The following is a 13,553-nucleotide window of genomic DNA, read 5'->3' as shown; positions in this document are numbered from 1 at the left end:
CCCAAGACATTTACCGCCATCAGGATCGCCTCGGGGACCGCCATCGCGGTGCTCTTTTTCGCAGAGACCTTTGCAACAGAGGAAGGCCTCGGCTACTTTATCATCGACTCCTGGAGTCGCTTCAACTACCCCGACATGTTCGGCGGTATCGTTGCCATGGCCGTGATGGGCCTCATCGTCTACGAACTCCTCGAATTCCTCGAGCATCGCCTGTGCCCCTGGTCAAAGCTCTAGGAATTGCGAATGTCGAATTGCGAATTGCGAAATTAAAAAAACAAATTTAATTAAATTCTCCTCCCTCAAGAACGCCACACCCGCTGCCGATGATTACCTCAGTCACAAAAACAATCCAGTAAGAAATCACATAAGCAAACGCAAAATCAATCGCAGCAAACAAGGAGGCACCACATTGTTAGATCTAATTGATGAACTCAGCACAGAGCACTCAGACCTTTGTATTTCGTTCGGGAACCTCGAGCGCCTCGATATCTCATCCGAAGAGAGCCATCAGGAACTTCAGTCATTAAAAGCATCATTCCTGGCCCATCTCAGGAGAGAAAACGAAGAGCTTTATCCGCAACTTAGGGAAATGGCGTTTAACAACCTTCAACTGCAACACACGCTTGATTGGTTTGTACGCGATTTGGCGCGGATATCGGCCGTGCTCATCCTGTTTCTCGACAAATACTCGGACGGTGGCTCGCCATTAGCATTCAAGCGCGATTTTAACCGCCTCAACAAAATCATTAACGCCCTCATCAGGCAGGAAGAGCGTATTATTTACACCGAGTACCAGAACGCATCGATCGGCAAAGTCGCCTAAACCGGCCTAGATAAAGGCCTGTAGACTCGGCATGCATAGAGGATAAAACAGCAGAAATATTATTGGAGCCTTCAGGGGCTCCAAATTTTTTAATAAACCCGCAAGCGGTCAACATACGCAATTGACAAAAGTTTAGCAGGCCAATATAATAATTGGGATGTTCAAAAATCATTATCACGCTTTCTTCATAACGAGGTGAAATAGTTGGCACATAAAAAAGGAATGGGAAGTACCAGGAATGGTAGAGATAGCCAGTCCAAAAGACTTGGTGTAAAGGCTTTTGGCGGACAGTATGTAAACGCGGGAAGCATAATAGTGCGCCAGCGTGGCACGAAGATCAATCCAGGTCAGAACGTCGGGCTTGGCCGCGATTTCACGCTCTTTGCTCTAATAAGCGGTTACGTTGTTTTTGAAAGCAAGGGCAAGAACGGACGCAGGGTAAGCGTGTTGGCCGATGCAGTCGTCCAGGCGTAACCATTAAGAAACGCAGCTAAAGCCACAGGTAACTGTGGCTTTTTTGTTTGGGGATATATAACTATGTTTGTTGATGAAGCGAAAATCTTTGTAAAAGCGGGAAACGGCGGAAACGGCGTGGCCAGTTTCTTCCGGACGAAGTATGTACCGAAGGGGGGGCCGGACGGTGGAGACGGCGGCCGCGGCGGCAGCGTCATCCTTGAAGTGGATGACAGCCAACGCACGCTTATGGACTTCCGTTACCAACGGCACTTCAAAGCCGAGCGGGGGCTGCATGGCTCGGGTGGTCATAAAAACGGCAGAAATGGCGCAGACGTCGTTTTAAAAGTTCCACCGGGTACGCTGATTCGCGATGAAGAGGGAAACGTCCTCGCGGATCTTACCGAGCCGGGAGAACGTGTGGTCATCGCACGCGGTGGCTTGGGTGGCAGGGGAAACGCGCATTTTGCGACGCCGACCCGTCGCTCGCCGTCCTTTGCCGAGAAAGGCGAGCCGGGTGAGGAGCATTGGGTAGTCCTTGAGCTTAAACTCCTTGCCGATGTCGGCCTTGTGGGGTTTCCGAGTTCCGGAAAATCCACGCTGATCAGCAGGATCTCATCTGCCCGGCCAAAAATCGCGGATTACCCGTTCACGACGCTTGTTCCGAATCTCGGAGTGGTCGCCGTCCCGGATGGCCGCAGTTTCGTCGTAGCCGATATCCCGGGATTGATAGAGGGCGCGCATGCGGGCAAAGGCCTCGGGCACGGTTTCTTGCGCCATATCGAGCGCACGGCGGTTATCGTTCATATCCTGGATATGGCGGCGCTGGAAGGCCGCGACCCAATCGCGGATTTCGAGGTCATAAACCGTGAACTCGAGCTGTACGACGCCGAACTTGCGAACCGCCCGCAGATCGTTGCCGGCAACAAGATGGATATACCCGAGGCACAGGCCAACCTGCCCGCGGTCGAGGCCTATATGAAGGAGCGCGACATATCGTTCTTCCCGATATCGGCCGCCGTCGGAACCGGTATAAATCGGCTGCTCTATGCGCTCGCAGACCTGCTGGATACCGTCGAAAAGCCCGAGATAAAACGAAAAAGAGAGAAGATAATCGTCCCAGAAAAGCCGAGCCCTCAAGAAATCACCGTATCCAGAGAGGACGACACCTGGGTCGTGAAGGGCACCAATGTCGAGCGAATCATTGCGATGACCGATTTCGAAAACGAGTACGCCATCGTTCATCTGCAGAAGCGCCTGAAGCGCATCGGCGTCGAAGACAAGCTTATCGAGGCTGGCGCCAAAGAAGGCGACACCGTTCGCATCGGCAAAATGACATTCGACTTTTATCCCTTTTAAGAGCAGCGAGCAACGATTGGCGATTAGCGATTGGGTGTAGGTCCCTAATCGCCAATCGCTGCACCGATTGAACATATATTACTGTTATAAGCAGGCAAAAGTGTTAAAATGGTTATAAGCTTTAAAAATATTTGACACAGAGGTGCAAATTAATTGCAAAGGACTGAATGCCTTCCGTAATGCTCGTCGAGTAGTTATTAAACTTGGGACGAGCACTATTACCAAGAGCACGGGCGAAATCGACCACGTGCAGCTAAAAAACATAGTCGATCAGGTGGCGAAACTTAGGGCCAAGGATTACCAGGTCGTAATCGTTTCTTCGGGCGCGATTGCAGCCGGCGTCGAGGGCCTAGGGCTCAAAGCCAGGCCGACGTCCATGCCCGAACTGCAAGCTGCCGCATCGGTCGGCCAGGGATTACTGCTCCACGAATACACGACACTTTTCAGCGACCACGGATTAAAAGTTGGTCAGGTTTTGCTGACCCAGAACGACATCATCCACCGGCAACAATATCTTAACTCGCGCAACGCGCTCAAGACTTTGCTTAAATTGGGAATAGTCCCAATAATTAACGAAAACGACGCAACTGCCGTCGACGAGATCAAATTCGGCGATAACGATACGCTTGCGGCGCTTGTCGCCAATCTGGTCAGGGCCGATATTTTGATCCTGCTCTCGGATATCGAGGGGCTTTACACGTGCGACCCGCGTCTCGGCGGGGATGCCTGCCTTATTCCGGAGGTCAGCGATGTAACCTCTGAGCTGGAAAACCTGGCCGGCGGCGTCGGTAGCGAGTTTGGCTCGGGCGGTATGGCAACCAAAGTGCAGGCGGCCCGGATCGCCATTTTCGCACGGGTCGGCATGTTTATCACAAACGGGCGAAGGCCGAATGTTTTGGTTGATATAATGGACGGTAAGCAAATCGGCACCTTCTTTATACCGAGGAAAAAGAAAGTAAGCGGTCGCAAGCTCTGGATCGCGTTCGGCAAGTCGACTGCGGGAAGTATTACCGTTGACGACGGCGCGGTCAGCGCCCTCATCGCATCCGGCAAGAGTCTCTTGCCGGCAGGCGTTGTGGCAAGCGAAGGCGAGTTCCATGAAGGCGATGCGGTAACGATAAAAGACAAGAATGGACGGGTTTTTGGCAAGGGGATAACCAATTACTCCTCGGATGAAGTGGACCAGATAAAGGGTCTGAAGACCTCCGAGGTCATGGAAAAGTATCCCGAGAGCATGAACAACGAAGAGATCATCCATAGGGATTGTTTAGTGATTTTACGCTAGGGAGGGGATTTACGACGATGGCGGAGATAGAGCGTTTGCAGGCTGAAGTTGTTGAGATTGGAAAGAGGGCCAAGCTCGCCGCGAGAGAGATGGCGACCTTGAGCACCGAACAGAAAAACGATGCCCTGACCAGTATGGCCGAGGCCTTGATTGCCCATAGCGACCACATATTGGCGGCTAATGAAAAGGATCTGGAGGCCGCTGCCGTTGCGGGCATAAACTCATCGCTGCTCGACCGTCTAATGCTTAACTCCGTAAGGGTTAAGGAGATGGCCGAAGGATTGGACGACGTGGCGGTTCTGACCGATCCGGTGGGGGAGACGATCAAGGGCTGGCGCGTGCCGAACGGCCTGAATATACGCGAAGTCAGGGTTCCCCTTGGCGTTGTGGCGATTATTTATGAAGCGAGGCCGAATGTCACCGTTGAAGCGGCGGGCCTCTGTGTGAAAAGCGGAAACTCGATTATCCTGCGGGGCGGCTCGATGGCGCTTAACTCCAATCTAGCGCTCACGGAAGTAATCGCACACGCGGCAACCGAGGCCGGGCTTCCCGCCAATGCCATCCAGGCGCTGTCGAATCCCGACCGGGAGGCGGCAAACGCGCTTATGAGGCTCGATCATTTCGTTGACCTGCTCGTTCCCAGGGGTGGCCCCGAGTTGATCCATGCCGTGGTATCGCACGCTACCGTTCCGGTTCTCTGGGCGGGGGCGGGCAACTGCCATGTCTATGTGGACGCAAGCGGCGACCTCGAGATGGCCAAGAGGATAGTAATAAACGCCAAGTGCCAGCGTCCAAGCGTCTGTAACGCGGCGGAAACGCTTCTTGTGAACAGGGAAGTCGCAGAAACATTCCTTCCCATGGTAGCAGAGGACTTGATGGCGCAGGGCGTGACCATCATCGGGGATGAGACGACCAGGAGATATATTCCAACAGCACAAGAAGCGACCGAGAAGGACTGGTATACCGAGTACCTGGAGCTTAAGATAGCGGTTCGTGTGGTCGAATCCACCCAGGCGGCGATCGACCACATAAACACCTATGGGACCAGGCATTCCGAAGCCATTATCACGAAAGACCTCGAGTCGGCGCGCAAGTTCACGCAAGAAGTGGATGCCGCGGCCGTCTATGTAAACGCCTCGACACGGTTTACCGATGGCTCGCAGTTCGGGCTGGGCGCAGAGATAGGCATCAGCACACAGAAACTTCACGCGAGGGGCCCTATGGGCTTGACAGCCCTCACGTCTACGAAATACGTTATAGAGGGAACTGGACAGATTAGATCTTAGGTCTTAGGTTTAGGAGGTACACCTTGACTATCGAGCAAATAGCAACGCTGGTTATTTTGTTCTTGATTCTGGGCTTCAGCATTTGGGCCTACACGGCGTCGTCGGCGGCGCACAAAGAAGATAAAACAGAACAACCGGGTTAAGCGGGGATAACCCGGCAACCCATAAAAAGAGAAGCCAAGTAGCCATTAGCTAATACAGCCGACTACTTGGCTTTTAGTTGTCTATTATTAGACACTAATTACACGCTATTAACCCGCTAAGCGGCCATTTCTGGACGGCTGGGCTCCGAAACCTGCTCCAGGACCTCGCCGGCTTCCTCGATATTCTGGCCGCGCACAGCTATATCGCCAAGCGATATTACTCCTACCAGCAGGCCATCCTGATCAACAACCGGCAATCTCCTTATTTTGAACTCCTCCATGATGTTCGCGGCCTCGTCCAAGCTGGTATCCGGTGATACGACATGCAGGTCAGAACTCATGATTTCACCGATACTTGTATTCTCAATATCCATGCCATCGGCAACCGCACGAATAACGATATCGCGGTCGGTCGAAACGCCGACCAAGATATTGCCATCCAGGATCGGCATGAAGCCCACGTTGATATCCCTCATCATGGACGCAACATCCATAATGGAATCGGTAACTTGAGCAGATTCAGGATTCTTTGTCATGATGTCACTGACGTTCACAAAAAACACCCCCCTCATTTCGCTCATACACTTTTGATATTCCCACATTTTTATCCTGGAAACAGAAAATATAATGCCGATAATAGCAAGCAGTACACCAAATACCTTGATAAAAAGCTATCTAAGCGTTAACATATTTTGTAAGGGAAACGGGGGAACGAATAGTATGGATAGTACTTTGCTCACAGTGGGAATTTTTGGCGTTATCGCAATTCTCGCTATTGGAATGTTTTTAAAGAACACCATCAGCTTTCTAAAAGAATCGCGGCAACCGGGGGACGCATACGACGAACCAACTCCACGCCCTCAAGAACAACCCAAGAAGGTGGAGCCAAAAGTAGAAGCAAAAGTCAAACCCGCAGTAGTGGTACAACCAGGGCGCAGACCCGAACGAAAGCCGGTCGCAGCACCCGCCGTACCTACGCCGCAACCGGTTGTGGAAACCAAACCTGTTGCTGTAGCCGAGCCGCAAATTGTTGCTTCTGAGGCCGCACCCGCCGTGCCTGTTGTAGAACCGACCGCTGCGATACCACAGGCACCCGTTACCACACCGCAACCGGCTACGGCACAGAGCCCGAGCCCGGTCGCACCCGCTACGGCTGTCGCAAACGACACAGCAACGGCTCTCGTCGCGAACACCACGCCGACTAACGGCACCGCATCCAAAGATGCCGGTTCCGTAGTAAATACGGACCCAAAGATAACGACCTTAGGCCTGAACCAGATCGTTATGGATTTAGATACGCCAAAAACCTCAAAAGCTGAAGCCCAAAAGGTCGAGGCGCCTAAGCCCGAGGCCCCAAAAGCCGAAGCCGCCCAACCTGCCGCACCGGCACCGCAAGTCGCTGCCGCACCTACACCCGCAGCAACTGTAGCAGCCGAACCAGTAGCGGCCGCGACGGAAGCTCCAAAAGCCGAGCCGGTCAAAGCTGAAACCGCAAAAGTAGAGAAGGCAGCGACCGCCAAAACGGATAAGGAAGAAAAATCCCTTGTTACGGATACGGCCAAAAATGCGGGAAGGCCTCCGATCAGGGCTCAAGGACCAAAAGGAGAAGACAGCAAGCGGATTGAAAAGATACAGGACACGCTCGCCAAATACTTCGAGCCGCAACCGGTAAACGACAACCACGGAGCCGATGAATCGTCAGGTTAATCGGCGGGCTATACAATAAAGAACATCCAGAGCTGGAGAAAAGCCGAAAGTTTTCCTCCAGCTTTTTCTTTTGTCACACCCAACCTGCCGTCCCACAAGGGATTGCCGCATCCAGGCAAAGCCGGTATTTTGGGTATAGAACACCTCGAACCGCAAATCACGACAGTATCATCTTTCGGAATAGCAGGAAGAAGGGAGGGTTACGTATCACACCGATAGTGCCAATAGAAGACCGCTTTATCGGGTGCCTTCTCGGGCTTGCGATCGGGGATGCGCTGGGCTCACGGGTCGAAGGATATTCCCCCGAGGCGGTACAGCGGTCAAACGTAGATATGACCGAGTTCCTTGACGAGCTATGGAGCTGGAGCCGTGGCCGGTGGACCGATGATACCAAAATGGCCCTTGCCCTTGCCGGAAGCATTGTAGACGCACACGGCTTCGACCCCGAGCAGGCTGCAAAACGATATCTTGACTGGTATACGTCGGGAGACCTGCGCGGTATAGGAAAGATAACACAGCAGAGCCTCGAGAACCTTAAAGAGGGCGCAAGTTGGCGAAACAGCGGAGTCAAAGCCGATTGGGCGGCGGGCAACGGCACGGCCATGCGGGTCGCGCCTATCGGCCTGCTCAATGTCAACACCATCGATAATCTGTGGCGTAACGCCGCCGACGATGCGAAAATAACCCACAACAACCACGAAGCCATCAACGGCAGCTTTGCCGTAGCGTTTGCCGTATCCCGCCTGGCAAAAGGGGATATCGAACCGGATAAGCTGATTCCCGAAGTGCTGAATCTCCTGCATCCTTCCGATGTTTTGCTGCGGCTTGAGGCGTCCCAAAAGCTTTTCGAGCAAGGGGGCGCGTCGCAAGATGCGCTCGCCGATTTAGGCACTAGTGGATATGTCGTCGAAACCGTTGCAAGCTCGTTCTACTGCTTTATAACCTCTCAAGATAGCTACGAGACCGCCGTCTACAACGCCATACGGGGTGGAAACGATACCGATACGACCGCAGCTATCACCGGGGCGCTTTCGGGCGCATACCTGGGATTTGAAGGAATTCCGCTTAAGTGGCGCGAAGAAGTAGAGGACTCCCCGATCATCGAACGGTTGGCGACCGAATTGTACACCATCGCACTGCGGGCAACGTAAGGATACAATGATCAAGGCTTTCATATTCGACATCGACGGTACGCTTGTCGACACCACACAGCTGCATATCGACTCCTGGCTCAAAGCCTTTGAAGAATCCGGCGTCCCGATGACCGCAGAGAGAATCCAAACCCAATTAGGCAGGCGCGCGACCGAAATCGCAAAAACCCTACTTCCTGTAGACAAGGTAAAAGACGCCGAGGCGATAGCTACCGAGAAGAAACGCATTTTCCGCGAGTATTATCCGGGAATAAAGCCCTTCCCGATGGTTAAAGAACTCTTTTGGGTTTTACATGATAGGGGAGTGAAGCTCGCCCTTGCAACATCGACTACCCGTCAGGACGCCCGGTTCTATGTCGAACTCCTCTCGTCAAAAGACCTTATCGGGGCGCTTATCGCTGCTGAGGATATCCAGCGCTCAAAGCCCGACCCCGAGATATTTCTGAAAGCGGCCGAGCGCCTTGGCGTTAACCCCCATGAATCGGCGGTCGTTGGCGATAGCCCCCATGATATTAAGGCGGCTGTGAGCGCGGAAATGCTCGCCATCGGCGTCTTAACGGGCGGCTTCTCCGCCGAGCAGCTACTAGAAGCCGGCGCCGATAAAATCTATGACGATATCGCGGACCTGCTTCACCATATTGAAAAGATTCTCCGCTAGCCTCCCCAAAAAATTCTAGAGGAATTTCTTGCAACCGCTTGACCGGCTTACCTTTATTCGCTATTATGCATATGTGCAAATGTATAAATGGCCAACAGCGCCTATATTCTTTGCACACCCATTATCAGAGAGCTCGCTGGTCGGGGACCAAATCAATAAGGAGGGGCACTATGAAGAAGCTGATGATAGCCTTGGTCGGCATCATGCTTGTACTTACCATGCTCACCGGCGGCACGTTTTCCTATATGACCGCCGAAGCCGAGAACATGGACAACACAATAACCACAGGTTCGATGTGTCTTGGCACCGATCCCGAGCCGTTTATGGCGATAACGGATCTCATGCCGGGAAGCCCGCCGCAAGAGGCCACGCTAACCGTTTTTAGCGGAATGGATACCAAGTTTTTCTACAAGGTCAAATCCTACCGGCAAACCGGGACGAGCACCAAACTTTGGAACGCTGCCATGGTCGAAGTCGCGGATATGGAATCGGGGGATACGTGGACCGGAAATCTCAATGTTCTCGAAACCGATTGGCTTGCCAGGGAAAATGGTGTTGAAGGCGGAGGGCCGGAAAACGGTCACGTCGTAAGCTTTAAAGTTTGGATTCCACAGGATGCGGATGTTGATGATGAGTCTACAGCCACCGTTAAGTTCAGATTCGACGCTGAGCAATGGAGACCCGTCACACCATAAAGGAAGAAGGAGGAACCGGGATGACACGTTATTTAACAAGCATCAAGCAAAGCTGGAGAAAAACATCGTTAAGGGACCGTTTATTGTCCGGCCTGGTGATGGCGCTTATAGCAGCCTTCGTTGTTTTCTTCGCCTCTGCCGCCTCTGGCCGCGTCGGTCTTCTTATTGTAAAAAGCGGCAGCATGAGGCCACACATGCCTCCCGGTTCACTCCTTGTCTTTAAGGCGCTTAAGTTCGAGGATGTTCGAGACGGCCAAATCGTTGTGTTTCGAGACGGCAAATCGCCGGATTCCCTGGTTACACACAGGGCGGTTGAAAAGGTGTATCAGGATGGGTCTGCCTACATCAGAACACAAGGCGACAGCAACCATCGCCCAGATACAGGGCTGGTCGCCAAGGATGAGCTAATGGGCAGGGCGGTTTGGGTCATCCCCGTTGCGGGCTACATCCTGGCCTTCACCAAGACCCCAATGGGATTGCTTGCCCTCAACCTGTCGCTGGCGTTCCTGGTGCTGCTTCTCGTTATAGACAAAGTCAGAGCAGCCGAGCGCGCCGCCTTTATCAATGAGACCGGTATGACAACAAGTGAGCTCATCAATCCTAGCGGTAATGCAGATACCGAGGCGTTAGATTGCAGTTAAGCAGTGAAGCCGATTCACCGGAGATAAAAAAGAACCGGCCCTCGGGCCGGTTCTTGATAATCATGTATCTTTAAAAGTTATACGGGTTTTCCGCCGGTAATAAGCGTCAGGTGTTTTCTTGTGTGAGTAACGCACTCTTCCGGTTCGCCTTCGCCGTCGATTGTGTCGTAGTTTACCCTGTGCAGGTACTGGCGCAGGTGCAACCCCACGGTCTCAATATACTGCAGGTTGTAATTACGTTTTTGCCCGGCGACTTTAAGCGCCATTTCGAGGATGTCGTCGTCAAGGTAGAGGAGTAACTCGCACTCCTTAGCGAACCGCTCGCGCTCTTCGCCTATTAATTTAAGGCCGCTCTTAGCTTCCCATTTTTTTAAAAACTCATGCTTATTCATACTCTCAATCCCCGTGTTGAGCTTACAAGTACCGTATATATTATCGGCAGGTTATCAGGGAAGCTAAAGGAAAATTATGGTAATACAGTTTTAAAGCCGTTTTATCACAAGTATTGCGATATCATCATCTAGCTTTCCCCGGGCAAAGGTGAAGCACTCCTTGATGATGCTATCTGCTATATCCTGGGCTGCAAGATCGGCAGACATATCGATGACCCGTTTTAAGCGCTCTTCTCCAAAGAACTCATTGTCTCGTCTTGCTTCGAGAGTCCCATCGGTGAATGTCACGATAAAACCGTCAGGCGCGAGAGTGGTGGTGTGATCATGGTAGGCATAGGTGGGAAGCAGGCACATCGCCGGGTCTGCGCTGGCTAACTGAAGGCAATGACCCGTTTCCTTGTTAAAATAGCAAGGATGCGGGTGCCCCGCGTTCGCATACGTTATGAGCCCGGTGTCTACGTCATACACGATGCAGAAGACCGTGACGAATACCCCTTGCTCAAGCTGACGGCTAAGGGACGTATTTGCCTGGGAGAAAGCGAACGAGGGTGATGCGTACTGATAGAGAAAGGTTCGGATAGTACACTTGACCATCGCCGTTGAGGCCGCGGCCTCGATGCCCTTTCCACTGACATCGCCGATCACCATCGCGTAACGGTTGCCGGGCAGTGCGATGATATCATAAAAGTCGCCGCCAACCTGGGCTTCTTTGGTCGAGGATGCATAATATGCCCCGAGGTCGGTAAATGGGATTTCCGGGAGTTCCTGCGGCAGAAGGCTGCGCTGCAGTTCTTCTGCTATGTGGTGTTCTTTCTCAAGCTCGGTTTTTGTCTGGGTGTAAAGGATTGCATTTTGAATTGCAACCGTCGCCTGGCTCGCAATGCCGCGCGAGATATCTATCTGTCGTTCCTCGAATGTGAATCGTTTTGTGCTACCTATGCACATGACACCGATAAGCTTGCCAGCGTACATAAGTGGGCTGTAAAGGGCCGATTCGACATTCGTCATTCGCATAAACTCTTTGAATTGGGGAGAGACCTGGGGATCGTCGATATCAGCGATAAACCACGTGCCGCTTTTGATTTTTGCCGCCTCCGGGGAACCGGTTTGTTTAAACCGCAATCCTGTCGGTATCGAGTTATTGTAGCTGACGGCGACAACCATCTCGTCGTGCTCAGGGTCGTACAACCCAATATTCGAGTGGTCTAATCCCGTGGTTCTCACTGCAATGTTAACGAGTTCATGTAGCGTCTCGTTGATATCGAGCGACCTTCCAATTACGTTCGCCGCCCGTAGCAGCAAGTTCGAGGTAGTAAGCGCCTTGTTCAGTTGCTGATGGAGCATCGCGTGCTCGATTGCGGTCGACGCCTGCCTGGCGACCGCCTCAACCAGGTTTTTACGGTAGTCATCAAATCTCTTTTCATATGAAAAGCCAAAGATGCTTATGGCTGCCGTGACTTCACCGTCAACGATAACCGGTACAAACAGCGCTGTTTTGACACCGCTTTTGATGACATCATCAAACGCTTGGGGCATGGCCGGGTAATCATCGATTACGACCATGTGCCTTTTTCTTACCGCTTCAGCTGTTAGTGCTGTGCACCTGGAATATACAGGCTCGGGCAAGTTGTATGCGTATTTACCGACCGCTTCGCCGGTATCCTTATCGACCAGGCTCACAAATCCGCCATCTCCACCGGCAAGGTCTACTGTGTGCTCGGCAAGCTTGGGCATCAGCTCATCCATCTCAAGCTTAGATGTGATTTCTAGGGTGATCCGGTTGAGCGTTTCAAGGTCGTTCAAATACCGGCGTTGCTGTTCTTCGGCCGAAACGTCTTTTATGGTCACCTGGGCCATTTCCTCCGAATCGGCTTGTATAATGGCTATCGAGAAGGTGACACTGACAGTCGCGCCGTTCTTTTTTACAAGATGGATACCGGTTACATCGTTGGCCATGCCCTTGTTCGCTACTTCCCTGTAGAGTTGAGCCAGCCGAGCGCGCTCACTTTCCGGCACAAGTTTTAGCACGCTCAAATGAAAGAGTTCATCGTGGGTATATCCGGTCAATCGTGCAAAATACGGGTTGCAATCAAGGATGATTTTATCGTGATAATCGATCAGACACGTGGCTTCGGTTGCGCTTTCGAAGAGATTTTTGTAGAGCTGTTCTTTACGTCTTAGGCGGGAATGGGTACGTCTTGTATCCAGTAGTAAAAAACTCATGAGGCCGAGGGCGGCTTTTAATAGAGTAGAGCGTCGATCTTTAGTAGTATGTTCAGACGGGTTCAACGAAAACGTGCCCATCTATGCCTCCATCGTATATGCAACACGGTACATTTATACCCGGCAAAAGCGCTTTGAAACCCGGCGCAGGGGAGGGGCGCCAGGTTGCATGTCCGTCCTCAGGGAGACCTTGCATCATAAGCCTTCTTGTAGCACAATATACCTTTATGAAAGCACTGGTTATTTCGGATACACATGCAAAATGGCAAGAGGATATTAAAGCCTTGCAGCGCATTCTGGAGCCGTTCCTGGATGAAGTCGATGTCATTATCCATGCGGGGGATTCGGTTTCGCAGCTCTTCGTTGATTACATCAAGGGGCTAAAGCCCACTTATATTGTCGCGGGCAACATGGATAGCACGGACGTCGCCAATCGGCTCCCAAAGAGCTTGGTATTCGAGCTCGGGGGTTATAGAATCGGCGTTACCCATGGCGGGGGAACAAAAACCGGGCTCAAAGGCCGCGTTTTTGACGTGTTTAAGGACGAGCGTGTGGATATGATTATCTTCGGCCACTCTCATGAGGCCTACCTGGGCAAACTCGATGGGATCATCATGCTCAATCCCGGGAGCCCGACCGATACCAGGTTTGCCGACCGCAATACGGTTGCTCTAGTGACCGCAGATGGGGGATTGACCGCCGAAATCGTAGATGTCTAAGCCGTGCGTTGTAAGACG

The 13,553-nt window shown here is 52.3% G+C and carries 15 protein-coding genes; 12 read left to right on the top strand and 3 right to left on the bottom strand.

Features of this window, described 5'->3' with window-relative positions; all coding sequences use genetic code 11:
• The 6 genes from ACYC56_RS02270 to ACYC56_RS02245 all read left to right on the top strand — a co-directional run.
• Positions 1-234: ABC transporter permease (locus ACYC56_RS02270; protein ID WP_461372559.1), on the top strand; the 234-nt coding region annotated here is incomplete at its 5' end.
• A 175-nt stretch (positions 235-409) separates the two neighbouring features.
• Positions 410-823, top strand: coding sequence for a hemerythrin domain-containing protein (locus ACYC56_RS02265; protein WP_461372558.1), 414 nt, complete (start codon positions 410-412; stop codon positions 821-823).
• A 204-nt stretch (positions 824-1,027) separates the two neighbouring features.
• Positions 1,028-1,297 carry a 50S ribosomal protein L27 gene (gene rpmA, locus ACYC56_RS02260; RefSeq protein WP_461372557.1) on the top strand — a complete coding sequence of 90 codons (270 nt, stop codon included), beginning with the start codon at positions 1,028-1,030 and terminating at the stop codon, positions 1,295-1,297.
• Positions 1,298-1,360: 63 nt separating this feature from the next.
• Complete coding sequence (obgE, locus tag ACYC56_RS02255; protein ID WP_461372556.1) at positions 1,361-2,635, top strand: GTPase ObgE; 1,275 nt, start codon at positions 1,361-1,363, stop codon at positions 2,633-2,635.
• A 142-nt stretch (positions 2,636-2,777) separates the two neighbouring features.
• Positions 2,778-3,920, top strand: a complete 1,143-nt coding sequence (proB, locus tag ACYC56_RS02250; protein ID WP_461372555.1) for a glutamate 5-kinase — start codon at positions 2,778-2,780, stop codon at positions 3,918-3,920.
• Between the two features lie 17 nt (positions 3,921-3,937).
• The gene (locus tag ACYC56_RS02245) at positions 3,938-5,206 is read left to right on the top strand and encodes a glutamate-5-semialdehyde dehydrogenase (protein ID WP_461372554.1); all 1,269 of its coding nucleotides are present in this window, start codon (positions 3,938-3,940) and stop codon (positions 5,204-5,206) included.
• A gap of 259 nt (positions 5,207-5,465) precedes the next feature.
• Here the strand turns inward: ACYC56_RS02245 and ACYC56_RS02240 are convergent, their stop codons facing one another.
• Entirely contained in the window at positions 5,466-5,903 is a 438-nt protein-coding gene (locus ACYC56_RS02240) for a CBS domain-containing protein (protein ID WP_461372553.1), read from the bottom strand.
• Between the two features lie 166 nt (positions 5,904-6,069).
• Here ACYC56_RS02240 and ACYC56_RS02235 point away from each other — a divergent pair, with 166 nt between their 5' ends.
• The 5 genes from ACYC56_RS02235 to ACYC56_RS02215 all read left to right on the top strand — a co-directional run bounded on the left by ACYC56_RS02235 (position 6,070) and on the right by ACYC56_RS02215 (position 10,201).
• Complete coding sequence (locus tag ACYC56_RS02235) at positions 6,070-7,056, top strand: hypothetical protein (RefSeq protein WP_461372552.1); 987 nt, start codon at positions 6,070-6,072, stop codon at positions 7,054-7,056.
• 218 nt (positions 7,057-7,274) lie between these two features.
• Positions 7,275-8,207, top strand: coding sequence for an ADP-ribosylglycohydrolase family protein (locus ACYC56_RS02230; protein ID WP_461372551.1), 933 nt, complete (start codon positions 7,275-7,277; stop codon positions 8,205-8,207).
• A gap of 7 nt (positions 8,208-8,214) precedes the next feature.
• On the top strand, positions 8,215-8,865 hold the full coding sequence (locus ACYC56_RS02225) for an HAD family hydrolase (protein ID WP_461372550.1): 651 nt from the start codon (positions 8,215-8,217) through the stop codon (positions 8,863-8,865).
• A gap of 170 nt (positions 8,866-9,035) precedes the next feature.
• Entirely contained in the window at positions 9,036-9,560 is a 525-nt protein-coding gene (locus tag ACYC56_RS02220) for a TasA family protein (RefSeq protein ID WP_461372549.1), read from the top strand.
• Positions 9,561-9,580: 20 nt separating this feature from the next.
• The gene (locus tag ACYC56_RS02215) at positions 9,581-10,201 is read left to right on the top strand and encodes a signal peptidase I (protein ID WP_461372548.1); all 621 of its coding nucleotides are present in this window, start codon (positions 9,581-9,583) and stop codon (positions 10,199-10,201) included.
• 77 nt (positions 10,202-10,278) lie between these two features.
• Here the strand turns inward: ACYC56_RS02215 and ACYC56_RS02210 are convergent, their stop codons facing one another.
• Together ACYC56_RS02210 and ACYC56_RS02205 are read right to left on the bottom strand one after the other, a co-directional pair.
• Positions 10,279-10,593, bottom strand: coding sequence for a hypothetical protein (locus tag ACYC56_RS02210; RefSeq protein WP_461372547.1), 315 nt, complete (start codon positions 10,591-10,593; stop codon positions 10,279-10,281).
• 90 nt (positions 10,594-10,683) lie between these two features.
• Positions 10,684-12,897, bottom strand: coding sequence for a GAF domain-containing SpoIIE family protein phosphatase (locus ACYC56_RS02205; RefSeq protein ID WP_461372546.1), 2,214 nt, complete (start codon positions 12,895-12,897; stop codon positions 10,684-10,686).
• A gap of 146 nt (positions 12,898-13,043) precedes the next feature.
• On the opposite strand from ACYC56_RS02205, the gene ACYC56_RS02200 reads away from it, so the two are divergent.
• Positions 13,044-13,535, top strand: a complete 492-nt coding sequence (locus tag ACYC56_RS02200; RefSeq protein ID WP_461372545.1) for a metallophosphoesterase family protein — start codon at positions 13,044-13,046, stop codon at positions 13,533-13,535.
• Positions 13,536-13,553 lie beyond the last annotated feature (18 nt).

It is taken from the genome of Candidatus Aquicultor sp., from assembly GCF_054640775.1.
Note: the sequence above shows the minus strand (reverse complement) of the source record. Positions and strands in the feature narration are given on the sequence as shown.